A 25,634-nucleotide genomic window follows, 5' to 3' on the forward strand; every position below is an offset into this window, starting at 1 on the left:
GATGAATTATTTTTCATTTTTATATTAAAAACTATTGATAAACAGTGTATGCTATTTATAAGTTGTTTTATTATTTCCTTTAAGACCGAAGTCATTCGGTCTTATTTTTTGCGTTGTAAATACTTTTACAGGAGGCATTCCATTTTACTTATGAACTTAACGAAACTAAACGATCGAATAGAAGCGAAGAAGAAAGAATTGATCTATCTCGTTGAAAAGTACGGATTCACTCATGATAAAGTGATTTCTTTCAGCCAAGAATTAGATCGTTTACTTAACTTATTAATAGAACTCAAGACGAAGAAAAAACGTTGCTCTTTATAACCGTTATCTTCTCTTTTTTGATACGATATAAAGTGAAACTTTAATCAGTGGGGGTTTTGTTCATCCCCCACTGATTATTAGCCTTCACCAATCGGGCTTTTACGGGCAGTTGATTCCCCACCTAACTTCTTTGCTTTCGCTGAATTTTGAGGTGGGGGGCTTACTGCCCGCAAATAGCGGATAACTAGAATCAGAAAGGAGCCATTTATGTTTATATTAAAAGACGTTACATATAAAGATATACTACACATTCCTTATTTACAGATTCAAAAAGAAAAAATCACATGTATTATCGGTGAGAGTGGGAGCGGAAAAAGTACATTGCTCCGCATGTTAAATGATTTGCAATCTCCAACATCCGGCACAATTGAATATAACGGAAAACTAATTTCTGATTATCCCCCTATTCAGTTACGACGTGACGTAGTCATGCTTGGGCAAACGCCACCTATTTTTGATGGAACGATTAAAGACAATCTATTAATGGGACTTCGTTTTTCTGAAAAACCATTTCCAAATGATGATGCCTTGCGAAGTGCATTAACGACTGTTAGCTTAGAAAAAAATTTAGAAGACAACACTGATTCATTATCAGGCGGGGAAAAACAACGACTTGCTTTTGCACGTATCGTACTTATGGATTCACCTGTTTATTTATTAGATGAACCAACCTCGGCACTAGATAGCGATACAGAACGCCGCGTTATGAAACAATTTACTATACTAGCAAGAGAAAAGAAAAAAACAGTTATCTTCATTACACACTCACAACAGCTTCCAAAAGAAATTGCAGACGATATTATTGAGATTAGTAAAGCAAACGGTGCAACTAGAAAGGAAGTGCTCTCAGTTGAAGGGCGTTATTGAACTCCAAATTTGGCAACTTGCCGCTGCATATATTTTTATTCTTATATTAATTGGACTTGTAAAATTAAAAGGGATTCCGCGTGAAAAACAAATTGCGCTCGCAACATTCCGTATGACGATTCAGCTCGTGCTTGTTGCATATGTCCTTACATACGTATTTGAAAATAGTAATCCATTTTATACAATTGCTCTTATTACTTCTATTACTACCTTTGCAATTTTTAATATTTATAAACGAGTTAACATCCCAATGTCAAAAGACTTAAAACGAGTAGCCGCCCTTTCCATGGTTGCCGGATCAATTGGGCCACTTCTATTATTTATCTTTGTTATTATCGGTCATAACCCTTGGTATGCGCCGCAATATATCGTTCCGATTACAGGAATGTTAGTTGGGAATGCGATGACAGGTGTTTCTCTCGGTGCAAATACGTTCTTAAACAATATGAAATCACAAAGAGGTCAAATTGAAGGAGCACTTATGCTCGGCGCAACACCGAAAGAAGCAACTGCTCCACTCATACGCGACGCTTTTGACTCTGCTATTTTACCGACAATTAATTCTATGGTCGGAATGGGGATTATAAGCCTACCGGGTATGATGACTGGTCAAATCTTATCTGGTGTATCACCATTTACAGCCATTCAATATCAAATCGCCATCATACTTGGTATTTCAGGAAGTACTGCTTTCGCTGTCATTATCTTCTTACAGCTTGGATATAAAACATTCTTTAATAAGCGGTGTCAGTTGAAAGAGATTGACTATGGCGGGCGATAAATGATGCACCGTTCATGGGAAATAAAATTATATCGACTTACCGATAAAAAATGACAATAAAAAAGAGGAGGCTAATCGCCTCCTCTTTTTACTTACGCCTTCTTAACGAATTGTGATTTTAACTTCATTGCTCCGAAACCGTCGATTTTGCAATCAATATCGTGATCGCCATCAACTAGACGGATACTCTTTACTTTCGTACCGATCTTCACAACTGAAGAAGTTCCTTTTACTTTTAAATCTTTAATGACAGTAACAGCATCGCCGTCTTGAAGAACGTTTCCGTTCGCATCTTTTACAACTTTTGCACCATCATTATTTTCAGCTTCTGCTTCTTGGCCCCACTCATGGGCACATTCTGGACATACGAAAAGAACGCCATCCTCATACGTATATTCTGAATTACATTTTGGACAATTTGGTAAAGTAGCCATAAATTCATTTCCTCCGTTCATTATTTATACGTAAAAATCAAAATTGATGTTTACATCTCGATAAATAAAATTTGTATAGCATTTCTTTATAGTGCCATAGTCTCACGTTATTGACAAGCCTACCTCAAATTCTCATTTTTTATTGTATTTTACAAATTTTCAATTCGTATGGTGTTTCCAATAAAAAAGAAGAACCTTCACAAGATTCTTCTTTTCAAAATGAACGATTTCTGACTAGAACCCCAAACCATTTTCTTCAATGTAAAATTGATACTCTTCTAGCTCATCTTCACTTAACTTCTTATTATTCTCATATACTTCTTGCCATTCAAAATAGTCTTCACTAAAATAAACAGCAAATTTAATTTGCACGTTTTTCTTCTCCATATAATCATAACCAGTAAACTCTACTACGTCATAATCTTGTTCTTTCTTTACAAACTTCCAAGTTGGATTATCCGTCAAAATCTCTAAAGTAACACCTTCACTACTTGAACGAACGACATTTTGTATATTTGATAATAAAAATGTTTCACATGAAACTATCTATATTTTGTATTACTTTTCCTCTACACAGTACATGTAAATCCATTTCTATAAAATACGAAAGACGCCCTTTCAAAAAGGCGTCTTTTTATAGTTGAAAATTCAATAGTAAATAAAACGCATTGTTTAATACATGAATCCCAATTGGAACGAGTAAATTATTTGTTTTCTTATATGTATAGGCTAAACATATACCTATACCAAAAATATACAAAATACTACCTACTGTAAGGGGATGGGCTAAAGTAAATATAAAAGCACTTATAACAATGCTACTGAACGTAGAAAAGCGCTGAGATACTTTTGTGAAAAACATCCCCCGAAATAAAAGTTCTTCCCAAATCGGCGCGAAAATCGTGAGTACAACTACATATAAAATGATTTCACTTTTAGTAGGCTCAATTACTAGATTAGATTCATTCACACCAAGCCCATGTGGTAAAGCTAGATTTAATACCGCAAGATATATAAGCAGTACGATCATCGTTATTATTATCGTTACATAATGTTTGGAATTATTGAACTGTATTGATTTTACTAACTGTAAACAGTAATTTCTTGCTGGTGCATATATTAAGATAATAGTAAGAAATGTTACAGGCGGAATAAGATGATCTACATACCATGGATATAAGGAAGAGTCATATAAAAGGTTCAAAAAGCCCACTCCATACATGACCCCAAAAATAATTACTATCATACTGATTACTTCGAGCATACTCATTTGTACATTTTTTTCTTTATATGTAACTAACTCCGTGTCCATCATATCCCCTCCAGTATAATTAAACCTTTTTAACCATTATATACCATTTATTAACACGAAAACAGACGATACAATCTACTGCATCGTCTGTTTTCCCCCTACCATTTCTCTCTACACGTCTCAATTAAATGAAGTAAATACCTCTTCGTCATATCTGCCCTTCTCCACCTTGAGAGCATTCGCTTTTCTTTTGGATTCTGCCGTATTCTCGCTACTTCTTTTAATAAAAGCCCCCATTCTTCCGCTGAACGTTCTAACAAGTATTGCAATCCTCTATCTTTTGAGACGATTGTTTTATGATCCAGTGTATATAAAATACGCCCCATCGTAACGACTGCTGATTCTACCCATTCTTCTATGAAAAATAAATATGGCTGCTTCGCTTTTTCACTCCAGTACTGTTCTACGTTGTATTTCATCGTATTAACTACATCGTCCCATCTTATTTGATACGAAAGATCTTCCGCTTCTTTCCCGGTAACTGTAATACCTTGATTTTTCAATGTCCACCATGTGACCGCATTAATATCCCAATGACCCATATTCGCCTTACCATCTGCACAATACACGTATTCATTCATTTCATCGTTGTATTTCCCTAAATCAACAAGCGGAATATACATACCATCCATTCTTTTACCTAACGTACTACCACTAAGTTTCTTATGAAGCTCTACAAGTTGCTGTTTTTCAGCTTCATTCACAAAATCACTTATTACCGTAACAAAATCAACATCACTCGTTTCTGCATGAAATGCACCGAGTGCAATGGATCCGTAAATGTATACCCCGACTATTTTTTCATCTAAAAAAATTTCTTTTAATTCTACTGTGTACCGCTCCATTAACTGTTGTACTTCCTTTGGTAACGCATGCTTCACTCCATTTTTCACATCTATCCCTCCAATAAAAAAGAGCCTTTGCAAATTCGCAAAGGCTTCCTGCTTTATAAATATTTCTCGATTTCTTCGTAAACATCCTTCAAACGAGGATTTCCTTCTCCAACAATTTCTCCATTTACAAGAACGACCGGATAAAATAAATCTTCCTCCACTACGCGCTCTGCGAATGCTTTTTTATCTTCATCTTCTTGTTCTTCTTGAAAATCAATATACTCGAAATTAAATTTATTTTCTTGTCCTTCATATTTACGCCCAATCGCCGCTTGTAACCATTCAAACGTTTCTGTTGAAGATGGCATTCCAACGCAGCTCGCACAAATTACTTTCGTCCCATACACTTGAACATTAACCATTTCTTCTCCCCCACTTCTTGTTCCAACAGCATATTCAGATGTCTTAGTACATAAGCACATCATTTTACAAACTTATTCCATACCCCTATACTGAAAAAACACGATACAATATTTCGACATTAAAATAAGAAGAGAAAAAATAGATTTTCCCCTCTATCTTGATTATAATAAAACTGATGAAAGGAGTCGATAAAAATGGAAAACCCACATATGCAAGAACAAGTATTAGAAGTATTAGATAAATTACGTCCATTCTTACTTCGCGATGGCGGAGACGTTGAGTTAGTAGACATTGAAGAAGGTATCGTAAAATTGCGCCTTATGGGTGCTTGCGGAAGCTGCCCAAGTTCTACAATCACACTAAAAGCTGGTATCGAACGCGCATTACTTGAAGAAGTACCAGGCGTTATTGAAGTAGAACAAGTATTTTAATCTAAAAGCAGAAGCGGCTCGTTCTGAATGTGAGGGGGATGGAGCTTCTGACATAGAGGCGCTTTTTGCCTCGGCGGAAGAAGCGAAGCCACCGAACATTTTAGCCGCTGGAGCTGGATATTCTTAAAAGCGGAAGCGGCTCGTTCAGAATCGCTTCCTAAAAAGGGACCCAAATGGGTCTCTTTTTTTATTCAAACAACACTTCTCCTTTAACATCATAAAACAAAATTGGAAATCCTTCCCCAAAAATGAGATAATTAATACTATAGAATCGTTCACACATATAAAAGTAAAAAGACATAGGGGGACGACAAATGCCAAAAATGGGGAACACTTTTTTAACAATTCAGGAACTAGAAAAGAAAAAAGAGTATTTATTAGACCTTTCATCCGTTATACCAACATGGAATACGAGTTATCAATTTTTATTTAAAGAAATCCAGCAAGAATTATTGGGTAAAGTAAATGAAAAACTCGAAAGACATCAATTCGTTTTAAATATATGTACAGATCAGCAGGTAGGGGCATAATGTATTACATAAAATTGTGGTATAAAAAAGAGACCCCAGCGGTCTCTTTTTTATACTTTTAAGATAGCCAATCTAATTTTCTAATCCCAAGCTTATCTACTGGTAAACGAAGTGAGCCATAAAAATGCTTCATAAATTGCTCTGAGCGGTTCACATCGTGTAAAATGGCTTCTAAGCGATCTCTATATATGCTTTTTTGTTCTTCGTTTCCAGTTTGGTAATATCGTTCGACCGTTTCAAAATAGTGAAGCGGGAACAAGAGCCTTGCAAATAATAAGCGCCAACCAAATGAGGATAGCGAATAATTACGTTCATAATCTGTAACAAATTGAACAATTGTTTGCTCCCAGTCTTTCTTTTTTTCTATCGTCATATGGCGGATCCATTCTGCAATATCTCGACTCGGGTGATCATACACCCAATCAAAAGGAAGTTTGAGCCGCTTCGTTTGATGCCATAATAAAGGTGTGAATCGTTCTTGACAAATTGTTGCTGCATCAGTTACTTGCGGCGTAGCATCCATCTCTGTATCTACAACATATTGGATTGCATTTTCTGCAACTCCTAAGTAATACGGGAAGGATTCAATAAACAATTGATCGAATACGTCTGTAGGGTGGTTCATCACTTGTGATTGCCAAAATTTCTCTAATTGATCGAGCCTTTTTTCCCATAACGCTTTCCATTCACCAATACGGCTTAATTGCTCAATTTCTTCTGGAAAGAATGCACCTCGTTTATGGAATATAGAAAGCTCACTTCCTAATGATGTAGCATGTCGTTCTAACGCACGCATACCTTTTAATAAGCAGTAATTTTGTTCTTCTATCTCACTTACATAGTAGCCGTGTATAGTCGGAACGAAAGTCGCTACAGTTATATCCCCTTGCTGGTTCATATAATCACTGAGCTTTTTCATCTCTACAAGTACTTCTTCCTCCATTTCTCCAATTGGAACAAGTACATAAATTTTGTTGCGAATCCAAAAGCTTTTATAGGGGCCAAGGGGGATTAATTCTTTAACATGCATATGATAATGCTCATAAATATGATGAATCATCGCAGTCGCCACCTATGGTTTTTCTTTATATATATGAGCTTGTGCTCGCCTTTCATTCCTATGCACATGATAAAGCAACGAAACGTATACAAATACTAAAAAGAAAAAAAGGTGATAAACATGAAAGAATCAAATCAACTACAAGAAAGAGCATTACAACTATTACAAGAGCGCGGTGTAACAATTGACGATATTGCTGAACTTGTTCATTTTCTTCAAAAAAAATATCATCCAAATTTAGAGATGTCAGAATGCCGTTATAACGTTGAGCGTGTATTATCAAAACGTGAAGTACAAAACGCACTGATTACTGGTATCGAACTCGATGTCCTTGCTGAAAAAGGAATGTTAAGTGAGCCGTTACAAGATATCGTAAAACGCGATGAAGGCTTATACGGAATTGATGAAGTGATCGCACTTTCTATCGTTAATGTGTACGGCTCTATCGGTTTCACGAACTTTGGATATATCGATAAATTAAAACCTGGTATTTTAGAATTCTTAAATGATAAATCATCTGGAAAGGTACACACATTCCTTGATGATATCGTTGGCGGAATCGCTGCCGCTGCTTCAAGCCGTTTAGCGCACAGAGCTGAGCATTCGGAATAATAAAACATGAAAGACCGTCAGTTTCATACTGACGGTCTTTCATATTCCATAATCATAAATTCTCTTCCGCGGCTCAAAAAAGTAGGCCCTTGCTGAAAACCTATGTTTTTATATAGCGTAATCGCTCGTGTATTAAATGTCGCTACACTAAGTCGAAACGTCTTCGGCTTATATTCTTTCGCTGCAAAGGTTATCCCAGCTTGAAAAAACATTTTCCCCAGCCCATTCCCTGTTAACGCTGGCTTCATGCCAAGTCCGATATCAATTACATCTTCTCCACCATATAAATGAGCATCTCTTCCTCCTGGCACTTGTGCATTTTCCCCAAAACAAAAATAACCAATAAACTCTCCCTTATCGTCACAACAGCCATAATACGTCCCATCTAATAGTTCTTCTATTGCTTCTTCCTCCCCTGAAAAACTATACAAATCATAAGGTTCCTCATACGTCCACGTATTTATCTCATTTGCTTCTTCTACTGTTAACTTATGTATATCCACTTTCTCTTCCCCCTATTATATTTCTACTAACAATATTCGATATTCATCTTATAATTCATCTTTCTCAATATGTTTTTTAAATTTCTCGCTTTATTTTTATGGAAGATTTTCCTTATTATGTTACGATTAAACAGAATTATTTGAAATAAGGTGGTGACAATTTGAATTACTTTTCTTATCTCTCCTTAGAAGAACGTCAAAATTTTTTCTACAAAGAACCTCTTAGTTTTTCGAAAAGTATAGAGAAAGAGCAATTAGCGTACGCATTAGGGGCTACACTATATACTCCTGGCACGAAAGAAACTATCGCGGAAGATATAATTAGAAAAAAACATGTGGAAGCTACCTCGATTATTCTTTGTCTAGAAGACTCTATCAGCGATAAGGAAGTAAAACTTGCAGAGCAAAACATTGTCGTTCAAATACAGCAAATCGCCAACTTAGTCAGTGCCAACATACTAAATCAAGCAGACCTCCCACTTCTTTTTATTAGAGTTCGACAGCCCAGTCAAATGAAAACAATTGTTACTGAATTAGGTAGTGCTGTTCATTGCTTATGTGGTTTTGTCTTTCCAAAATTCACACCCGTTAATGGAAAGATTTATATCAATCAGCTTGCATATATAAACGAGCTACATTCATTATCCCTTTATGGAATGCCGATTTTAGAATCACCAGAAATTATGTATAAAGAAACACGTGTAGAATCATTATTACAAATAAAAGATCTACTAGATTCCTATCGTGATTACATCTTAAATGTACGTATTGGCGCTACTGATTTTTCAAGTATATTTGGTATTCGGCGCAATAAATACACCCCTATCTATCATATTACTGTTGTTCGTGATTGTATTTCCGACATTATTAATATTTTCTCCAGAGCAAAAAATGAATATGTTATTTCAGGATGTGTATGGGAATATTTTTCTAATGATTACGAAGAAGGGCTCATTCAAGAGGTATCGCTTGACCATGCAAATGGATTAATTGGAAAAACAGTTATTCACCCATCTCATATTAGAGTTGTACAAGCAATGCACATTGTTACAATGGAAGATTATTTAGACGCAAGGTCAATTTTACAAAATGCAGATACGTATAACGGAGTGCTAAAAAGCAGTTTTGCTAACAAAATGAATGAAGTAAAGCCTCATTATAACTGGGCTCGCAAAACCATTTTAAAATCTAATATTTACGGGGTGCTACATGAAAACAAACAATTCACCGATCTCCTTATTACAAACGCAAAACAACACGTATAACGTTTTAAATAATATAAAGGTTCATGTAGAAGTACGTGATAATCCATATAACTTAGAATTAGACAATCTTTTTCAAATGGCAGCGAGGATAAATAAGAAGCGGAGTTTTTTGTTTGTGAGTACAATTCTTGGAAAGCATCTTCCTATTAAACCTGCAATCTCTCTAACAAGTGGGCTCGCTCTCGCTGCAAGATATATGGAAGTACTACATAATGCTTTTCATCCGTTTCAAAAAGAAATTTTAAATCTTATTTCATTAGAAGTTGATGAAATTCCAGAAGAAGTATTTCATTATCAATATCCCTTGCAAGAAGAAGTGTTATTTATCGGATTTGCTGAAACAGCAACAGCACTTGGTCATTCTATGTTTCAATGCTTTCAAAATGCAAAGTATGTACATACAACTAGGGAATCGATACCCAACCTCGAATCTGTCATTACATTTGAGGAAGAACACTCCCATGCAACATCGCACCGTTGTTATGTGGATGAAAGCTTTTTTCAAAACAGCAATCCAATTGTTCTCGTAGATGATGAGATGACAACAGGAAAAACAGCATTAAATATTATTAGATCGATTCAAAATAAATTCCCACGAGAAGAATATATTATTGCTTCTTTATTAGACTGGCGTTCTAATACGAATAGAAGACAATTTAAACAATTAGAAGAAGAGCTTCAAATTAAGATTCATGTTATTTCTTTATTAGAAGGCAGTATTTATACAACTGGCCAACCATTGAATATTTCAAAAACAGATATTCAAATTGAAGAAACTAAACTTAATTTCAAAAAACATACCCTTACCTGCCCAACATTATCCTATACATCAAATTATATAAAATATACTGGGCGATTCGGCATTTCAGCATATGAACAAAAGCACATTCATTCTTTCGCTCAAGAAGCAGGAAGAACTTTAAATAGAGAAAGAATTGGAAAACGAACACTCTGTCTCGGAACGGGTGAATTTATGTATATTCCAATGAAAATTGCTGCTGAAATGGGTGAAAATATTTTATATCAATCTACAACACGAAGCCCTATCCACCCTGTTTCAAATGATGTGAACTACGCCATTCATAATCATTTCTCATATCCAAGTCCCGAAGATTCTACTATTACAAATTACTTTTATAATATTTCACCTCATGATTACGATGAAGTATTTGTTTTTATGGAACGTGATTTAGGAGAAGAAGCCCTATCTCCTCTTCTACAGCAGTTACAAACAGTTATTCCCTTTATTCATATCGTCTCATTTTCAAATAGCATAGAAAAGGAAGGTTGATAATTATGGTAAAAGTAAATTCTCATATTAGTAGTTATGATCCAAATGATGCTATTTTTCTATTAAAAGATATTAGTGATTTAATGAAAGAAAGTTCCACAGAAACTAGAGAACAAGCAATTCAAGCTGGCACACATTATTCCGAAATGTTACCAATGGAATATAAACCATCTAAAGCGTATATGGATTTATTCTTTTCTTCCCTGCAACAATACAAACACAAACTAGCTATTGCTGTTGGAGTTGTCGCCGAACAAATTATACAGACTAAAGGAACTAACCTTGTCCTCGTTTCATTAGCTCGTGCTGGTACACCTATTGGCATTCTTATAAAACGCTACATACGTTATCAATACAACCTTGATGTACCTCACTATTGTATTTCTATTGTTCGCGGACGCGGTATTGATGAAAATGCACTCCATTATATTTTGGAACATCACTCTAAAGAGACAATTCAATTCATTGATGGATGGACTGGGAAAGGTGCAATAAAAAAAGAATTAGAATATGCAGTACACACATTTAACGAACGAAATAATACACACATTTCTCATTGTATGGCTGTGCTTGCTGATCCCGGTTACTGTACTTCAATCTACGGTACGCGTGAAGATTTTCTTATTCCTAGCGCTTGCTTAAATGCAACTGTCTCTGGACTAATTAGCCGCACTGTACTAAATGACACCTATATCGGTCCAAATGATTTTCATGGTGTTAAATATTATAAAGAGCTAGAACAAGAAGATTTATCAAATTTCTTCATTGATGAGGTAACAGATTTATTCCCTTCTGTTCATTCTCATGTAGATAATCAATTACGTTATATTGCTTCAACTTACACGGATCCCTCTTGGCAAGGATTAAAAGATATACAGTCTATCCAAAATCATTTTAAAATTGACGATATTAACTTAATTAAACCAGGAGTCGGTGAAACAACTCGCGTATTACTCCGAAGAATACCATGGAAAATTTTAATACGTAAGCAAAACAATCCCGATTTAAAGCATATTTTACTTCTTGCTAAAGAAAAGAATGTCCCTATTGAAATATATGAGAATATGGCTTATTCATGTTGTGGGCTCATTAAGCCTCTTAGGAGGGAAACGATATGATTTTCGCTAGTGATCTTGATCAGACGCTTATTTATTCCCGGAAATCGTTTCGTGCCCCTATAGAAGATGAATCAATTCAACTCATTGAAACTTTAGATGGGAAAGAAATTTCTTTCATATCACATAAAACCATTTCACTACTAAAAAAATTGCAACTGCACTCATATTTTATCCCAGTTACAACAAGAACGATTGAACAGTTTCAGCGTATTACTTTATTCCAAAATGAAATCATTCCCGAATATGCCATTACAAGTAACGGCGGTAATATCCTTCATGACGGCAAGCAAGATGTTACTTGGAACAAAGAAATAAAAAAAAGACTTTCAGTAGAATGTTTAGAGAGAAACGATATACTAAAGGAATTTGAACAAATCGCTCATAAAGATTGGGTTATATCACAAAAAACAGCTGATGATCTATTCCACTATTGCATCATTAAACGAGAGAACATTCCTTATGACGAATTAACATCCTTTATTTCTTGGTTAGACAAACAAGGCTGGGCCCATTCACTTCAAGGTAGAAAATTATATTTTGTACCGAAGCCTATTAACAAATGGGATGCCTTGCAATATATAAAAGAAATTTTGCAAATAGATACGATTATTACAGCTGGGGATTCTTTACTCGATCTATGCATGCTTGAAAAGGCGAATCATGCCTTCGCACCACTTCATGGTGAATTAGGAGCAATGCATGATCACTTACAATCCCATATTTTAAAAACAGACGCAGTTGGCATATATGCCGCAGAAGAAATCGTAAATAAATCACTTCAAATTATTCATAGTTCATTACCCACCTCATAATCAAAATATGCACAATTGCATACGCACACCTATGAAACAAATGGTACAATTTATTTGAATCGCTGTTGCTACACTTCTTGATCAAAGAAAAGGCGTTAAAACGGATATTAGCGCCTTATCAAACTCAAGCAATTGGCACATTTTGTCATCATGAAAGACACTCAAAAGAGTGTCTTTTTTTTATCTCACAAGGACTTACTCATTTCAAAATATAAACACATAAAATAAGGTAACTCTTACATGCATGAATCCTTTTCTCAAAGTTTTGAAGTAGACTCAAAATAAGGAGGTTACATAGTATGGATAGTACTCTCGTATTTAACTTCGGCATTGGTATTGTTATCATTTTATTCGTTTTCTTTGTTCTTTGTATGAGCGGAGTGTGAATACAAAAAAATACATCACTTTACATGTAATTAAAGGTTGAAAAACTTTTTTTTTGCTAATAAACACTTTATATATTTGTATTTCTTGATTATTATATTAACTATATCCATTTTTTAGGATAAATCTATATTTATGAAATTAAAATAGTATAAAGCATGAAACAGAGGTGGCTTTTTGAAACTAGGTGAAAGAATACGACAAATTCGAATACATCGTGAAATGACACAAGGAGAACTAGTGAAGGGCATATGTTCTATTACATATTTAAGCAGAATTGAAAATGGTCAAATAAAGCCCTCTCAATCTTTCCTGCAAAAAGTCGCAAAAAAACTTGATATAGATGTAAATCACCTTATCAAGGTAAATATGCATAGTGCAGAAGAGACCATATCTGATATTGCGGATCGTTACAAAGAGACAAAAGAATTAGCCGAAAATGAAGTTTCTATTTTAGAACTACATGCACGCGAAATGCATCCAACTTCTATACTTTTAAAAATTTTCGGTGTCTTAGTTCATTATTATGTCCGCTCTGAATCAATTAAAAAAGCTCAAACAATTTACAATCACTCTACAAATTTAATACCAAGTCGTCCAAATAAGCAATTTGCTTCTGATTTTTTATATTATTACATAGCATGTGGAAATTATTTTTACTATATACAAGATTTCCTTAAGGCAAATGAACATTATGTACAGGCTGATAAATTATTGACTTCTGAAGAAACTCTACAACGTGCCGACCTATACTACAATATGAGCTTAGTAAAACAACGTATTATTAATAGTCAATCTGTCAGCTTAGCATATTCAAAAAAAGCTTATAACATTTATCAAAAATTGAATATCCCTTCAAGAATAACAGAAACCCTTATAACAATATGCGTTCAATATCATTTAGACGGAAACTACGAAGAATCATTAAAACATTTAAAAAGAGCTGAGGAATACATAAAACCTCTCAATGATCCCAATCTATTAGCAATGGTTGAATATAATTATGGAAGAGTATTCCAAGGACTAAAAGAATACGAAAAAGCTATTCACCATTTTAATAATACACTTGAGATTAATGAAAGCTTACATCAACATATGGATAAAATATATGCTTTGCGAAGTCTCATTGAAATTTATTTAGAATTAAAAGAATGGGAGCAAGTAGATAAATATATGTCAACCGCTCTACAAATTGTTGAAACTTATAATGTTTCCTCAATACAAGTTGAAATTTATATGTACAAAGCACAAATACTTAAGACTCGTGGCGACTACTATAGTTACGAAAAAGAAATGCAAAATACAATTCAGTTAGGTATAGATAAAAACCAATATGTTCGTACAAAACAACTGGCTACCGAATTGGGAGATTATTATTACGACATTAGGGCATATAAACAATCTGCTAAATATTATAAAATGGCTTTAAATTGTTGCATTGATATAAAATAGCTCTATTAACTTACGTTGTAAAATAAGAGCTATTTTTTATGTAAATAATGCATTTAAATTTAACTAATTTTTACTTATTCTTTTTAACTACCCTTTTGATTTATATTTTAATTAACAAAACAACTCAAAGGGGTAGAGAAAATGTTAAAAATTAAAGCTTGTATCATGTTCTTATTGATTGGATTACTTTGTATTAGCTCATACAATTTTTCAAATCACGCAACAACACATACAAAAACACTTCATTTAGCAGAACTACAACCAAAGCCTCATTCTCCCGCTGTCCCAACTGAAATTTCAAAACTTCATACAATTTAACACCTATACTTCAACAGGCCTCCTTATAATAAAGGAGGCCTTATTTTGCTCTAAATTATGAATTTAAAATAAAAAAACTTACTTGATTTATACAAATCAAGTAAGTTTTTTTATTAATCCTCCAGTATGTTTGAATAACGGGATGCGATTTATAGCTTTTGCATATATACCAGAATCATCATGTACCTCATTAACTTTATTTATCGTAATCCACCCGTGGTAATACGCCCAAATCCCAATTTCCACACGATGATGAATATTCCATTTTTCTTTAATAGATGCTATAATTTCGCCAACTCGTCTTCGGCTAATATACAATGTTTTAGCAATATCTTTATCCTTCATACCCTTAGATACCAGAATAGCTACCTCTTTTTCTTTTTCACTTAATATTGTACTCATCATTCATTCTCCCCTTATCCTATTATTTATTTATAATCCATTGATATAAAAAAATTGCTGATAAATTACACTGGTACAACCCAGACTCTTGTATAGTATTCTCTTCAAAATCACATGTTAATTCACCGTGAATGTTTAACAATTCATTCATTCTATGAATCATATACAGAAGCTCTTCTTCTATTCTTATATCTATATCTTCCGGACTAACATGTACTAGATTATTTAACTGTACGGCGTAACCAATCGCTAATGAAGCGCTATGATTTTTTTCTCTCTCTAAATTTTTAACGTTATCAATACGAACCAGTTGCTCTCCCTCAAAGTCAACGATATATACTCCAGGCTCATCTACATTCGTAACAGTTAAGGAATCTAAAATCACAATTGTAGGAACTACTAACGTTTTTTGAAAATCTATCTTTTTGAACACCCCATATAGTAATTGAACCAATACATTAATATGAATATTAAATTTACTTTCCAACTTCACTACACTTAGATCTTCATTCGTTTTTAAAATGTTATACGATATTCCGCACTTTTTTTTTTGAGAGCATTGTTCTGTTCCAAGAATTTTTGGAACAATTTCTTTTATACGTACCTTTATTTCTTTCTTTTCCATTATTTTTTCACCCCCGTTATTCATTTTCTAACTTTAATTTATAGCTTTTTGTTGGTTAATTAATAGAAGTTAAATACAATAAAAAAAATACAAATAAATTAAAGATTTACAGCTCAAATTTAACTAAGGGTATACTGTATTTAGTAATATTTCCTCTTCACTTTTAATCACGCGAACTTATGGTTTACATATTTGTAAAAAATAAAAAAGACCGTATTTGAAATACGGTCTAAACGAAATATGATTAACTCATTTTATGCAGATAATTCTTTTAACGTATCGCTTAATTTAAATTGACGAAGTTGGAATGCTGCAATACTTGCTGCACCTGCTCCAAGTAAAATACTTGCAATAGCAAGGAAAATAATTTGATCATATGGAACAATAAAGGCCGTTAATTCTAGGCTTGATAAAACAATATAGCTAAAAATTAGCCCCCCTCCAATTCCAATAACTCCTGCTATAGCTCCAAGTAGGGTTCCTTCCAACCATACAATTCTTCTCATTTGCTTCGGTATCGCACCTACTGCACGAATCATACTAATTTCAGCACGTCTTTCATGTAGACTTGCTACAATTGCATTCATTAAACCAATTCCTGAGATAACAAAGATAATACCTACTAATAAGCGAATTAAAGTAACCATTTGTGATAACAATTGTTGTTGTTCTTGTAAAAGATCGTTACTATTAATTACTTCTACATTATCTCTTCCACTTGTAATGCTCTTTACTTCTTCTTTTATTTTCTCAAAAGGAACCTTTGAATCCGTCATTACTTGAATAGATTCATATCCTTTTAGATTAAATGCGCTCTGAGCCCATTGTTCATTTACAAATACATATGATCCCCTTAAGCGTAAATCCTTTTCAATAATCGAAACAATTTTTATCTGCTGTACTTGTTTTCCTTTTGCTTGTATAGAAATTGTCTCATTCAGCTTAATTCCTAAATTTTTAGCAGTTTCTTTTGTGATAACGCCTTCTCCATTTTTTAATGGCGTACTTAATTCTCTTCCAGATACAACATTCATTTTCGTGATTTTTTGGAATGCTACAATATCTACTCCTGCAACTTCCATTAATTCATAATCAAGTTTACGAGTTTTCATAAACTCGTACCACTCTTGATTTGCCTTTTTAAAGTTATAATCAATTAACTTAGATGTAGAATCTGGAGCTATTCCTACGCTTTCTTTTATACCATTAACTTTTTGAACTTTAGATAACCAGCTGAAAGGTAATGATTCTGTTTCCTGTACTTCAACAGGAACACGGATTACTAAATCTGCCGGCAAGTTCTTCTCTAGTCCTTGCTTCATGCCTTCATACATAGAATTCACGTACATTGTCCCTACAAGAGACAGCATAAATCCAAATGCCAATATTGCAACTGAAACAGCAGCTTTTTGACGATAACGTACTACATTTCGGCTACTAATGGCCGTTTCAACACGAAATATAGCTTGCAACGGTTTAGAAACAATTGGAGTAAGTAAGCGAATAAATAAAGGTATTGTAAACAATAAGCCAATTGCAAAAAAGATTGCCCCAATTGCACTAGGATTAAACCCTATATATTTTTCAATAAACGACCCACCCAGACCAATTAACGTACCAATGAATAAAATACAAACACTAATTATACTCCATTTTCTTTCCTTCTTTTGATCACTTGGAAGTCCAGGTCTTAATGCTTGAACTGGTGGAATCTTTCTTACCATAAACGCCGGAATGATTGCTCCTACTACTGACATAATCATTCCTAGGATAAAGGTAATAAGTAAAAGCGTTCCTGAGATAGCAAATACTTCGTTCCCTGTACTTTCAGCATTCACCCATTGATTTATAAAGGATGCGGTAATTTGATGCGTAGAAGCACCTAAAATTACCCCCGCTAAAGAACCAATACCTCCGATAAACAATGCTTCTAATAGTACAACCATAATAACTTGGTTTGGATTACTGCCAAGCGCTCGTAAAAGTGCCCATTGCTTAAACCTGCTACGAACAGATAAGAAAAAGCTTCCCATAATTAAAAGTGCTACCACAAATAATGCAATTCCACCAAGGCTAAATATTAATGGTTTCATGACGTTTAATCGTTCAAATGCCTTGTCTACATATGTACGTTGATCAATTTTCACATCTTCTAGCTTCTTATTTAAGTCAGAAGCTATTATCCCTTTTACACTCGGATCAAACACTTTTATTTGAACAAGATTGAACTTTCCATTTAACTGCAATTCATCTTGTAGCCAACGAATAGGGAAATAAGCACTATGCCCCATCGCTGCCATCGCTGGAGGATTTAATACCCCAACAACTTTAACTGATTTTTCACCGTGTGGAGGAAAGGGTAACTTTATTTCCTCTCCTACCTTTATATGTTCCCGCTCAGCATATCCTTTTGTAATAGCAACTTCTGCTCCTTGTTCTGGATATCTTCCTTCTGCCAATTTATAAGAAAGCATGTCCGGAGAATCTTTTTCAACTCCCCAATACGATGGTTTTCCAGTAAGCTCTTTCTGGTTTGGCATTGGATACGGAATTAATATTTTTGATATTTTTTCAGCGTTTTCTAAACTATCGATTTTTTTTAGTTCTCCATCATTTAAGTATGCATCATTTTTCACATACCCAAATTGCATATCATAATCACCATAACGGCTTACTACTTGTTGATGAACTGTTTGCTCTACAGATTGATTTCCAAGCAATAGCATAGTTGCCAACATAACACCTAGAGCCGCTCCAAGCGCAATTAACATATTTCTTAACCAATTTTGTTTAATTGATTTCGCTGCATACTTAATTGCCCAATGCATCGTCCCTACCTCCTACCTTAAAGTGCGTATTCATAATTTCTTGAATACGAGCAACTTGTTGAGAGATATTACGGAATTTCCACCCCTTACTTTCTGCATGCTCATAAATGATCCGACCATCTAATAAGAAAATCACCTTATCTGCATGAGCAGCAACAAATGGATCATGTGTAACAACAACAGCGGTTTGCCCTAACTCATCACAAGCATTTCGCAAAGCAGCAATAATATTTTTGCTATTTTCAGAATCCAATGCCCCTGTTGGCTCATCGGCTAATATAATAGCTGGCTCATTCGCAAAAGCTCTTGCAATTGCAATACGTTGCTGCTGACCACCTGATAGCTGAGACGGAAGATATTTTTCTTTTCCCTTTAAACCGACAATTTCAAGTAAACGCTTTGCTGTAACTGTTGCTTTTTTCTGAGATACATTATCTAATAATAGCGGTAAACCAACATTTTCTTCCGCATTAAAAACTGGAATTAAATTAAACTGTTGAAAAATAAATCCAATTTTATGTCTCCGGAATAAAGCAAGTTCCTTTTCTTTTAATGATGATATTTCTGTATTTTCTATTCGAATGTTACCCTTAGTCGGTAGATCTAATCCTCCGAGTAACTGTAACAATGTCGTTTTACCAGATCCACTTGCTCCCATAATACATACAAAGTCACCTTTTTGAATCTGAAAATCTATTCCTTTTAAAACTTTTGTTTCACTATCACCAAGGTCAAATGATTTTTCTAGTCCTTCAATCTCAATAATGTTCATATCATATACCCCTTCGTCTTAAAATTTTTCTCTCTCTACTAACAATATACATTTTTAAATAATAAGAATATATGAATTAAATACTTTCTCAACTTTATACAGAAAATTTTTAACCATGCAACTTTTTAGGTTGCTTATTGTCTAACCTATAAAACCATAATTCTAAAGTTGCAATCGTCCACAAATAGTCAACATTATTCGTTTCTCCTTGTCTCCATAGGTGAAGATCTTTTTTGAATCCATCATGATCAACCAATCCGAGATCAGCTAAATATCCTTTACTATATGCTTTAGCCATTTCTGGCCATTCACGTTGTAAACCAGAATAAATTACAGAGTAGTGAGCTGTTTTATCAATTCGCTTTCGAATTGGTTCTGGCAGTATTTCCTTCATAGCATTTTTTAATATTAATTTTTTAATAGATCCTTGTAATTTTTGCTCCATTGGTATAGCAATTAAGAACTCTACTAATTCTCTATCAAGAAACGGATGTCTTGCCTCCATTCCTAGTGGAGCTGCGATATATTGATCGATAAAAGGAGTAATATTAGTTGTGATTTGATTTTCTTGTTTCCCTCTCGCTAGTCTTCCCCGTGCAATCCCCTTAACCGTCATAGCATCTTGAATATCTTTCGCTAGCCAAGGGCTAGCATTCATCTGTACTTTTTTGAATAATGGATGGATTCCATAGTGAAGAAGATTTTTAAAGAATGGTTCTTCCCTCAAATATGCTAATTGTTTTACATCTCTAATTGCCTTCCCCCATTTGAAGTTCCAAATATAATCGGAAATTACTAAGTTACTTCCAGAAAGCACTTCATCTCCCCCAGCTCCAGTTAACATTATATTTGCATTTGCTTCCTTCGCTTTCGCATATAAACTTTCTTGTACTCCAAAAGTAGATGCATTTACAAATGGCTCCGCTGTAGATGGTGCATCATATGGGAAGTTTTTAAAGCTCCATAAATCATCTGCTACAATTTCATGTGAGCGAACATTGTATTTTTGGTTTATTAATTCAATGTACTTCCTTTCATCATCTGAGGCGTACTTATCAAAAACAAGGGATACAGGGAAAAATTCTGCTTTGTTATTTTTTTCATTTAGTAACTGTCCAACTGAAAAAATACTAGTTGAATCTAGTCCACCACTCATAGCAACTGATACTGGTGAGCTCGATCGCATACAATCTTTAACGGCTTGGAAAAAGATTTCACGAAAACGTTCTTCATAACTTTCGGAATCTGAATATTCAATGTTTTTAACATGCTCAATATCCCAATATTTCTTTACTTCTAGACGCCCCTCTTGCAGGATTAAAATACTTGCTGCTGGCAGCCTCTTAACTCCCTCATACGGAGTCTTATCTGTTCTAACAAATCCTTGTTCTGTAATGTATTCAATAAAATATTCTCTGTCCCATTTCAATGAATGATTTGTACCATATATAAGTCCTTCTAACATGCTAGAAAACTCTAGGTTTTTACCATTCCATTTATAAAACAATGGTCTAAATCCTAAATAATCTCGACCACAAAGTAATCTTTTTACATTGGCATCCCATATAGCAAAGGAAAATTCTCCATAAATATATTTTGGAAAGTCGATTCCCCATTTTCTATAAGCCTTCCATAACAGCTCAACATCTGTTTCTTGAATGGAAGAGTGCATACCACTTTGATTAAATTCATTAACTAATCGTTCTCTACGATCTAACCTTACATCAGCCATAATCGTTATTCCTTCTTTAGAAAAAGGTTGCCGTTCTCTCATTGATTCAGTTGTTAAATTAAGTGCATTAAAACCAAAACCAATTTGTTCTTCTACATATACTTGTACGTAATCATTCCCTCTCGTTAAGTTTTCATTTATCATACGCAATACAGCAGCCCGATCTGGGATGAGATTTTCTTTATAATACACACCAGTAATTCCGCTCATTTTTGGCCTCCTATTCTTAATACCTCAATATAAGATTCTTTTACAGTCTGTATATCATTTACAACTGATCCATCATGTTCTAACCAAGCGTGTGAGCCAAAAGGAAATTTTTTTACTCCTATTACTAATTCAGCAGGGAGTCCCCATTTACGTACTAACTTAAAGCCAATTAAGGAACGATGTAAACACTGGGCATTTCCGAAAAACCAAAAGCATACTTTATCAATTTTGTTTAATAGTCGTGTTAGCTTCTCTTTCTCCATATCCCCTTCTTGATTTAATTGCCCATATTTCGAACCGTATAATTCGGTTATATAACCAAACTCATATTTTTTAAGATAATAATTTACTAGTAACGTTTCATAAATAATCTGAATATATTTCATCATTTTTGATCACCTTGATAGACTAATGATTTCTCTTCTAATTTACTTAAAAAGCTACCAATATCATTTTTTACAGTTTCTAGCTGCGAGCTATCTATTTGATAATTATTTTTTACTAATTCAATAATCTCATCCGCATTTAACTTATTCTCAATTTGTCTCCAAACAAAAGATCCCATTTCATCGAGTCCAAAATATGTGCCTGCTTTCGTATCTAATAATACTGCCTCTCCATCTACTTCAGTAAAAACCACACTATCTTTCTTCACATATGTTATATTCATTCTTTTTCCTCCTCATTATCCTACTTTTATAGTATGTCTCTCATTTTGACTGTTATAAAGTGCTTTAAATTTCCCTTCTATTTGCATCAATGTATCAAAATTTCCTTGCTCATATATGGTTCCTTGATCTAGTAAAAAGATATTATCGCATTCCGTAATCGTTGAAAGACGATGTGCAATAATGATAGCCGTTCTATCTTTTAAAATATTAAAAATTGCCTTCTTCACTGCATTTTCTGAAAAAGCATCTAATGATGCTGTAACCTCATCTAATATGACAATCCTACTATCCTTTAAAAAGATCCTCGCTATCGCTATTCTTTGCTTTTGTCCCGTCGATAGTCTGAATCCCTTCTCCCCAACGATTGTGTCGTACTGATCTTCCATATCCATAATAGCATCATGGATATATGCCTTTTTAGCAGCATTCATAATTGCCTCTTCTGTTACGTCTCCACATCCATAAGCAATATTATCTCGAATAGACATATGGAATAAGAATGGTTCTTGTGGTACATAGCTTATTAAGCGAGTAAAAGTTTCCCTATCAAAATTCTTAATATTAACTCCATCAATCAAAATTTCACCCGCAGTAGGCTCACATAACCTACTCATCAAATTAGCTATAGTCGTTTTGCCTCCACCACTTTCTCCAACAAGTGCAATTTTTTGACCAGCTTGTATTTGAAACGACATATTATTTAAAACTTTAGATTGTTCATCATAGCGAAAATCTACATTATCAAATTGAACTTCACCTTTTATCTCTTTTCCTTCATATCCTTTTTCCGGGAATTTTATTTCATCTTCACTATCTCTAAATTCCAACAACCGCTTTAATGCTTTCATAAAAACAGGTATTCTTGTCCATACACCTGCCAATGTTTGTGTTAGATCTGATAATTGCACTAAGTAAGTAGAAAATGCCACTATCGTTCCAATACTAATCTCTCCTTTTGTAACCTCTGTACTAGCTACCCAAAATACTGCTATAGGTGCAAATACAGCCAAAAAGCTAGTCAATGCCCCCATTCCTTCCATAAGAGTTGAGCTAAAAATGTTATATTTCGAGATAGATGTAATAATTTTCTTAAAATGATTTCGTTCTGTCTCTTGTGTTCCAAGCGTCTTTATTAAAAAAATCCCATTCATATTCATTGTTTCTTGAATTTTAGAAATAGATTCCGCTCTATAATTCCATGATTTAACATTTATAGGTACTGTCCAACGAGAGAAAAATGGGCTGGGTAATAAAATTAAGGGAACAAATAACAATGCTGTAAATGTTAAGCTAGGACTGAGCATAAACATCGTGAATAATGTTGTACCTAGTAAAAATATTTTCGAAGCAAATTGGGTTGTAATTGTCGATAAATGTGAATTCACTTCTCCTGGCTCTTGTAAAACACGCTGCAAAACTTGACCGCTCTTATTACTAATGAAGAAATTCATTGATTTATCCATCACTCGGTTATACATTTCTAATTGCAAAATATTCGATGTTTTCTCCGATAAAGAACTTGAGAAGTACCGTAAGAAGAGATTCGCGATTCCAAATAAAAGTGGCAATACCGCAAAAGCCATTAAAAGTACCGTTAAAGAGTATTGGCTATTTCCTTGCAAACCATGATCGATTATCTCTTTTAAAACAAGCGGTGATAACGGCCCAAGCAAACTCGTAACTCCAATACATAGTAAGACGATCAAAGCTGTTTTCCATTCTTTGGAAATTGTTTTCATAATCCATTTCACTGCGTAAATATCTTCTTTCTGAATTTTCATTCTTTTAAACATATACGTCTCTCCTTAAACGAGATAAGTGTCAGGAAACAAAACTAGAATACCAAACATCACAAACATCGCAACATTTCGAGATACATGTTTCATCGTAATTTTTTCCGCTGAATGAAGACCAAAACAACCACAACCATTCGGTTGTACTTGATTAACCTTGATCGCCATTAGCAAAGCAAAGCAAAATTGCATACATGCACCAATTAAAGCAGCAGTAAAAATATTAGATCCACCGATAAAAAGTCCTACTACTACTGCGACCTCAATTGCTGGTACTATTACTGTTATAAAAGGAATTATAAACTTTGGAAATACTTTATAATCTTCAATAATTACTTTAAATGCATACACATCTTTCAATTTTCCAATCGAGCTTCTAAAATAAACAATAGCCCCTATTAAACTCAACAAACGAATCGCATATTGCAAACTAATACTTAAAGATTCTTCCATTCTTTTTTCACCTCTTTAATAAAAGATTCATATTGCTCTAAATCTGTTTTTTGTATCTCTTGCATCGGATCAAAGTTCTTCACATTATGTCCATCATGAAATACAAGTAACGCAGGAACGTCAGAATGTGATACGTAACTTTGTTGTGAACGAGAATCAATTGCTACAAATGGTAATCCAGCCTTCTCTACAATGTTTTTAACCTTTGCAAAAATTTGCATGCACGAAGTACACTTAAATGAATCAATAATGAAAACTACCATTTTTTCTCCAGAATCTATTCTCATTTTTGTTTTTTCATACTCTTCCAATTGGTTTACAACTTTTTGATATTTAAAATATTTATTCCCCAAAAGAATTGCAACAACTAAGAAAACTACTCCGACAGGTATAGCATTTATGCTTGATATACTATCTGTAAATTCATGCAACACTATGATCACCACCTAAATCCCCAAATTTTATTGTTTGAATTACTTGATCACACACTTCATTTAAATATGAAAACTCTTTTGGATATTCAAGACTGTATACTGGTATTTCTTTAAATATAGAAGAAGAAAAAATGTTCATATACTGGATTGTCGTTTCTGGATTAATAATTCCTAAAGTAAATGTATTAGCAAGTATATGAATCAGTTTCTCATGTCCTTGTAATTGCTTTACTTTAATATCACCAACAGAATCGTTATGCGGTTTAAGTAAAAATAATCCTTTTAATTTTTTGGTATCTTTACATGCGTTAGTTTCCCCTAATGAATACACTTGTTTCGTTGCCCCTTCAGCGAGTGAATCTTCATTAATGAATGTTTGTTGTGAGGCGATTGAAATAGAACTTTCATCCAATTTTAAAGCTGCATAACCTGGATGAACTAAAACTACATCTTTTCCTATAGAAAGAGGCATCACATCATCTGTAAAGAATTGCATTCCCTTTTCCATTAGAGCAATTTGAATTGTTGATTTCCCAACTCCTGGACCAGCCATAAATCCCCAGGCCCCTTCTTCATGAGTTATTCCACTAGCATGTATAGGAACAATTCCTCTAACTTGTAATATGTAAGGTAAGACGATTCCAACAAAACAAGCTGCTATATCTTGTTCTGAACTACAGTAGGTAAATCGTATAAAGTTTACACTCTTACCATTTGCTAAGATTTCATATTTACCAGTTAAACAATTTACATACGTATGTTTACTATGGTGCTCTTGATTAACATAGTCATCAAACTCTTTAAATGGTAAATCTAATACCTTTTCTTTATCAATCTTAAAGAATAGATCAATCTCCCTTTCTTCCTCTAAATTAATATGATTGATTACTCCTACAGGTAATGCAACTTCACTAGCAATTTTCAAGCCATAAAATCGATAATAGAACATAGCTTTCCCTCCTAA

At 34.0% G+C, this 25,634-nt stretch carries 29 protein-coding genes and 1 pseudogene; 12 read left to right on the forward strand and 18 right to left on the reverse strand.

The window, feature by feature from the left end:
- Positions 1 to 150 precede the first annotated feature (150 nt).
- The 3 genes from KZZ19_RS24235 to KZZ19_RS24245 all read left to right on the forward strand — a co-directional run bounded on the left by KZZ19_RS24235 (position 151) and on the right by KZZ19_RS24245 (position 1,972).
- Positions 151 to 324, forward strand: coding sequence for an aspartyl-phosphate phosphatase Spo0E family protein (locus KZZ19_RS24235; protein ID WP_001054620.1), 174 nt, complete (start codon positions 151 to 153; stop codon positions 322 to 324).
- Between the two features lie 207 nt (positions 325 to 531).
- Positions 532 to 1,191, forward strand: coding sequence for an ABC transporter ATP-binding protein (locus tag KZZ19_RS24240; RefSeq protein ID WP_237982089.1), 660 nt, complete (start codon positions 532 to 534; stop codon positions 1,189 to 1,191).
- On the forward strand, positions 1,175 to 1,972 hold the full coding sequence (locus KZZ19_RS24245) for an ABC transporter permease (RefSeq protein WP_237982088.1): 798 nt from the start codon (positions 1,175 to 1,177) through the stop codon (positions 1,970 to 1,972). The genes KZZ19_RS24240 and KZZ19_RS24245 overlap by 17 nt, the downstream gene beginning before the upstream one ends.
- Positions 1,973 to 2,064: 92 nt before the next feature.
- Here the strand turns inward: KZZ19_RS24245 and phnA are convergent, their stop codons facing one another.
- The 5 genes and pseudogenes from phnA to KZZ19_RS24270 form a co-directional block, all read right to left on the reverse strand.
- Positions 2,065 to 2,406: an alkylphosphonate utilization operon protein PhnA gene (phnA, locus tag KZZ19_RS24250; RefSeq protein ID WP_000212737.1), complete on the reverse strand. Its 342-nt coding sequence runs from the start codon at positions 2,404 to 2,406 to the stop codon at positions 2,065 to 2,067.
- Between the two features lie 234 nt (positions 2,407 to 2,640).
- Positions 2,641 to 2,922 (reverse strand): annotated as a pseudogene (locus tag KZZ19_RS24255) (DUF2628 domain-containing protein); the annotation flags it as partial.
- 118 nt (positions 2,923 to 3,040) lie between these two features.
- On the reverse strand, positions 3,041 to 3,718 hold the full coding sequence (locus tag KZZ19_RS24260) for a CPBP family intramembrane glutamic endopeptidase (protein ID WP_237982087.1): 678 nt from the start codon (positions 3,716 to 3,718) through the stop codon (positions 3,041 to 3,043).
- A gap of 98 nt (positions 3,719 to 3,816) precedes the next feature.
- Entirely contained in the window at positions 3,817 to 4,611 is a 795-nt protein-coding gene (locus KZZ19_RS24265; RefSeq protein ID WP_237982086.1) for a nucleotidyltransferase domain-containing protein, read from the reverse strand.
- A gap of 53 nt (positions 4,612 to 4,664) precedes the next feature.
- Positions 4,665 to 4,973: a YuzD family protein gene (locus KZZ19_RS24270; protein ID WP_000248590.1), complete on the reverse strand. Its 309-nt coding sequence runs from the start codon at positions 4,971 to 4,973 to the stop codon at positions 4,665 to 4,667.
- Positions 4,974 to 5,168: 195 nt separating this feature from the next.
- On the opposite strand from KZZ19_RS24270, the gene KZZ19_RS24275 reads away from it, so the two are divergent.
- Positions 5,169 to 5,405 (forward strand): NifU family protein, encoded by a 237-nt coding sequence (locus KZZ19_RS24275; RefSeq protein WP_000431159.1) that lies wholly within the window; start codon positions 5,169 to 5,171, stop codon positions 5,403 to 5,405.
- A 314-nt stretch (positions 5,406 to 5,719) separates the two neighbouring features.
- The gene (locus KZZ19_RS24280) at positions 5,720 to 5,935 is read left to right on the forward strand and encodes a carbonic anhydrase (RefSeq protein ID WP_088098256.1); all 216 of its coding nucleotides are present in this window, start codon (positions 5,720 to 5,722) and stop codon (positions 5,933 to 5,935) included.
- 58 nt (positions 5,936 to 5,993) lie between these two features.
- Here the strand turns inward: KZZ19_RS24280 and yutH are convergent, their stop codons facing one another.
- A complete protein-coding gene (gene yutH, locus KZZ19_RS24285; protein WP_088098257.1) occupies positions 5,994 to 6,995 on the reverse strand; it encodes a spore coat putative kinase YutH in 1,002 nt (333 codons plus the stop codon).
- A 120-nt stretch (positions 6,996 to 7,115) separates the two neighbouring features.
- On the opposite strand from yutH, the gene KZZ19_RS24290 reads away from it, so the two are divergent.
- A complete protein-coding gene (locus tag KZZ19_RS24290) occupies positions 7,116 to 7,607 on the forward strand; it encodes a phosphatidylglycerophosphatase A family protein (RefSeq protein ID WP_000665100.1) in 492 nt (163 codons plus the stop codon).
- Positions 7,608 to 7,630: 23 nt separating this feature from the next.
- Here KZZ19_RS24290 and KZZ19_RS24295 read toward each other — a convergent pair whose 3' ends face one another.
- Positions 7,631 to 8,110: a GNAT family N-acetyltransferase gene (locus tag KZZ19_RS24295; RefSeq protein ID WP_237982085.1), complete on the reverse strand. Its 480-nt coding sequence runs from the start codon at positions 8,108 to 8,110 to the stop codon at positions 7,631 to 7,633.
- Between the two features lie 161 nt (positions 8,111 to 8,271).
- On the opposite strand from KZZ19_RS24295, the gene KZZ19_RS24300 reads away from it, so the two are divergent.
- The 6 genes from KZZ19_RS24300 (at position 8,272) to KZZ19_RS24325 (ending at position 14,750) form a co-directional block, all read left to right on the forward strand.
- On the forward strand, positions 8,272 to 9,375 hold the full coding sequence (locus tag KZZ19_RS24300) for an HpcH/HpaI aldolase/citrate lyase family protein (RefSeq protein ID WP_237982084.1): 1,104 nt from the start codon (positions 8,272 to 8,274) through the stop codon (positions 9,373 to 9,375).
- The gene (locus KZZ19_RS24305) at positions 9,320 to 10,666 is read left to right on the forward strand and encodes a phosphoribosyltransferase family protein (RefSeq protein WP_237982083.1); all 1,347 of its coding nucleotides are present in this window, start codon (positions 9,320 to 9,322) and stop codon (positions 10,664 to 10,666) included. Before KZZ19_RS24300 ends, KZZ19_RS24305 begins: the two co-directional genes overlap by 56 nt.
- A gap of 5 nt (positions 10,667 to 10,671) precedes the next feature.
- Positions 10,672 to 11,784, forward strand: a complete 1,113-nt coding sequence (locus tag KZZ19_RS24310; protein ID WP_237982082.1) for a cysteine protease StiP family protein — start codon at positions 10,672 to 10,674, stop codon at positions 11,782 to 11,784.
- Positions 11,781 to 12,596, forward strand: a complete 816-nt coding sequence (locus KZZ19_RS24315; protein WP_237982081.1) for an HAD family hydrolase — start codon at positions 11,781 to 11,783, stop codon at positions 12,594 to 12,596. Before KZZ19_RS24310 ends, KZZ19_RS24315 begins: the two co-directional genes overlap by 4 nt.
- 561 nt (positions 12,597 to 13,157) lie before the next feature.
- Positions 13,158 to 14,432: a helix-turn-helix domain-containing protein gene (locus tag KZZ19_RS24320; protein ID WP_237982080.1), complete on the forward strand. Its 1,275-nt coding sequence runs from the start codon at positions 13,158 to 13,160 to the stop codon at positions 14,430 to 14,432.
- Between the two features lie 141 nt (positions 14,433 to 14,573).
- Positions 14,574 to 14,750 (forward strand): hypothetical protein, encoded by a 177-nt coding sequence (locus tag KZZ19_RS24325; protein ID WP_237982079.1) that lies wholly within the window; start codon positions 14,574 to 14,576, stop codon positions 14,748 to 14,750.
- Between the two features lie 96 nt (positions 14,751 to 14,846).
- Here the strand turns inward: KZZ19_RS24325 and KZZ19_RS24330 are convergent, their stop codons facing one another.
- The 11 genes from KZZ19_RS24330 to KZZ19_RS24380 form a co-directional block, all read right to left on the reverse strand.
- The gene (locus KZZ19_RS24330) at positions 14,847 to 15,152 is read right to left on the reverse strand and encodes a response regulator transcription factor (RefSeq protein ID WP_044740554.1); all 306 of its coding nucleotides are present in this window, start codon (positions 15,150 to 15,152) and stop codon (positions 14,847 to 14,849) included.
- Positions 15,153 to 15,174: 22 nt separating this feature from the next.
- The gene (locus tag KZZ19_RS24335) at positions 15,175 to 15,777 is read right to left on the reverse strand and encodes a hypothetical protein (RefSeq protein WP_237982078.1); all 603 of its coding nucleotides are present in this window, start codon (positions 15,775 to 15,777) and stop codon (positions 15,175 to 15,177) included.
- 254 nt (positions 15,778 to 16,031) lie between these two features.
- Positions 16,032 to 18,605, reverse strand: a complete 2,574-nt coding sequence (locus KZZ19_RS24340) for an FtsX-like permease family protein (RefSeq protein WP_237982077.1) — start codon at positions 18,603 to 18,605, stop codon at positions 16,032 to 16,034.
- Entirely contained in the window at positions 18,589 to 19,377 is a 789-nt protein-coding gene (locus KZZ19_RS24345; RefSeq protein ID WP_044740515.1) for an ABC transporter ATP-binding protein, read from the reverse strand. Before KZZ19_RS24345 ends, KZZ19_RS24340 begins: the two co-directional genes overlap by 17 nt.
- Before the next feature lie 109 nt (positions 19,378 to 19,486).
- Positions 19,487 to 21,319 (reverse strand): asparagine synthetase B family protein, encoded by a 1,833-nt coding sequence (locus KZZ19_RS24350; RefSeq protein WP_237982076.1) that lies wholly within the window; start codon positions 21,317 to 21,319, stop codon positions 19,487 to 19,489.
- Positions 21,316 to 21,708, reverse strand: a complete 393-nt coding sequence (locus KZZ19_RS24355) for a lasso peptide biosynthesis B2 protein (RefSeq protein ID WP_052662131.1) — start codon at positions 21,706 to 21,708, stop codon at positions 21,316 to 21,318. Before KZZ19_RS24355 ends, KZZ19_RS24350 begins: the two co-directional genes overlap by 4 nt.
- A complete protein-coding gene (locus KZZ19_RS24360; protein WP_098271625.1) occupies positions 21,705 to 21,989 on the reverse strand; it encodes a PqqD family protein in 285 nt (94 codons plus the stop codon). The genes KZZ19_RS24355 and KZZ19_RS24360 overlap by 4 nt, the downstream gene beginning before the upstream one ends.
- A gap of 15 nt (positions 21,990 to 22,004) precedes the next feature.
- Positions 22,005 to 23,783, reverse strand: coding sequence for an ABC transporter ATP-binding protein (locus KZZ19_RS24365; protein ID WP_237982075.1), 1,779 nt, complete (start codon positions 23,781 to 23,783; stop codon positions 22,005 to 22,007).
- Positions 23,784 to 23,795: 12 nt separating this feature from the next.
- Positions 23,796 to 24,236, reverse strand: coding sequence for a MauE/DoxX family redox-associated membrane protein (locus tag KZZ19_RS24370; protein WP_237982074.1), 441 nt, complete (start codon positions 24,234 to 24,236; stop codon positions 23,796 to 23,798).
- Complete coding sequence (locus KZZ19_RS24375; protein WP_237982073.1) at positions 24,221 to 24,670, reverse strand: hypothetical protein; 450 nt, start codon at positions 24,668 to 24,670, stop codon at positions 24,221 to 24,223. Before KZZ19_RS24375 ends, KZZ19_RS24370 begins: the two co-directional genes overlap by 16 nt.
- Complete coding sequence (locus tag KZZ19_RS24380; protein WP_044740509.1) at positions 24,660 to 25,619, reverse strand: hypothetical protein; 960 nt, start codon at positions 25,617 to 25,619, stop codon at positions 24,660 to 24,662. The genes KZZ19_RS24375 and KZZ19_RS24380 overlap by 11 nt, the downstream gene beginning before the upstream one ends.
- Between the last annotated feature and the right edge of the window lie 15 nt (positions 25,620 to 25,634).

This window comes from Bacillus thuringiensis (assembly GCF_022095615.2).
In the GTDB taxonomy this organism is placed as follows: domain Bacteria; phylum Bacillota; class Bacilli; order Bacillales; family Bacillaceae_G; genus Bacillus_A; species Bacillus_A cereus_AG.

Bases quoted from the DNA above. Each gene is read 5' to 3' on its own strand.
- KZZ19_RS24275 (WP_000431159.1), top strand. From the start codon at position 5,169: ATGGAAAACCCACATATGCAAGAACAAGTATTAGAAGTATTAGATAAA.
- KZZ19_RS24240 (WP_237982089.1), top strand. From the start codon at position 532: ATGTTTATATTAAAAGACGTTACATATAAAGATATACTACACATTCCT.
- KZZ19_RS24350 (WP_237982076.1), bottom strand. From the start codon at position 21,319: ATGAGCGGAATTACTGGTGTGTATTATAAAGAAAATCTCATCCCAGAT.
- KZZ19_RS24310 (WP_237982082.1), top strand. From the start codon at position 10,672: ATGGTAAAAGTAAATTCTCATATTAGTAGTTATGATCCAAATGATGCT.
- KZZ19_RS24360 (WP_098271625.1), bottom strand. From the start codon at position 21,989: ATGAATATAACATATGTGAAGAAAGATAGTGTGGTTTTTACTGAAGTA.
- KZZ19_RS24305 (WP_237982083.1), top strand. From the start codon at position 9,320: ATGAAAACAAACAATTCACCGATCTCCTTATTACAAACGCAAAACAAC.
- KZZ19_RS24260 (WP_237982087.1), bottom strand. From the start codon at position 3,718: ATGGACACGGAGTTAGTTACATATAAAGAAAAAAATGTACAAATGAGT.
- phnA (WP_000212737.1), bottom strand. From the start codon at position 2,406: ATGGCTACTTTACCAAATTGTCCAAAATGTAATTCAGAATATACGTAT.
- KZZ19_RS24330 (WP_044740554.1), bottom strand. From the start codon at position 15,152: ATGAGTACAATATTAAGTGAAAAAGAAAAAGAGGTAGCTATTCTGGTA.
- KZZ19_RS24340 (WP_237982077.1), bottom strand. From the start codon at position 18,605: ATGCATTGGGCAATTAAGTATGCAGCGAAATCAATTAAACAAAATTGG.
- KZZ19_RS24345 (WP_044740515.1), bottom strand. From the start codon at position 19,377: ATGAACATTATTGAGATTGAAGGACTAGAAAAATCATTTGACCTTGGT.
- KZZ19_RS24315 (WP_237982081.1), top strand. From the start codon at position 11,781: ATGATTTTCGCTAGTGATCTTGATCAGACGCTTATTTATTCCCGGAAA.
- KZZ19_RS24280 (WP_088098256.1), top strand. From the start codon at position 5,720: ATGCCAAAAATGGGGAACACTTTTTTAACAATTCAGGAACTAGAAAAG.
- KZZ19_RS24325 (WP_237982079.1), top strand. From the start codon at position 14,574: ATGTTAAAAATTAAAGCTTGTATCATGTTCTTATTGATTGGATTACTT.
- KZZ19_RS24380 (WP_044740509.1), bottom strand. From the start codon at position 25,619: ATGTTCTATTATCGATTTTATGGCTTGAAAATTGCTAGTGAAGTTGCA.
- yutH (WP_088098257.1), bottom strand. From the start codon at position 6,995: ATGATTCATCATATTTATGAGCATTATCATATGCATGTTAAAGAATTA.
- KZZ19_RS24370 (WP_237982074.1), bottom strand. From the start codon at position 24,236: ATGGAAGAATCTTTAAGTATTAGTTTGCAATATGCGATTCGTTTGTTG.
- KZZ19_RS24290 (WP_000665100.1), top strand. From the start codon at position 7,116: ATGAAAGAATCAAATCAACTACAAGAAAGAGCATTACAACTATTACAA.
- KZZ19_RS24355 (WP_052662131.1), bottom strand. From the start codon at position 21,708: ATGATGAAATATATTCAGATTATTTATGAAACGTTACTAGTAAATTAT.
- KZZ19_RS24365 (WP_237982075.1), bottom strand. From the start codon at position 23,783: ATGTTTAAAAGAATGAAAATTCAGAAAGAAGATATTTACGCAGTGAAA.
- KZZ19_RS24270 (WP_000248590.1), bottom strand. From the start codon at position 4,973: ATGGTTAATGTTCAAGTGTATGGGACGAAAGTAATTTGTGCGAGCTGC.
- KZZ19_RS24335 (WP_237982078.1), bottom strand. From the start codon at position 15,777: ATGGAAAAGAAAGAAATAAAGGTACGTATAAAAGAAATTGTTCCAAAA.
- KZZ19_RS24235 (WP_001054620.1), top strand. From the start codon at position 151: ATGAACTTAACGAAACTAAACGATCGAATAGAAGCGAAGAAGAAAGAA.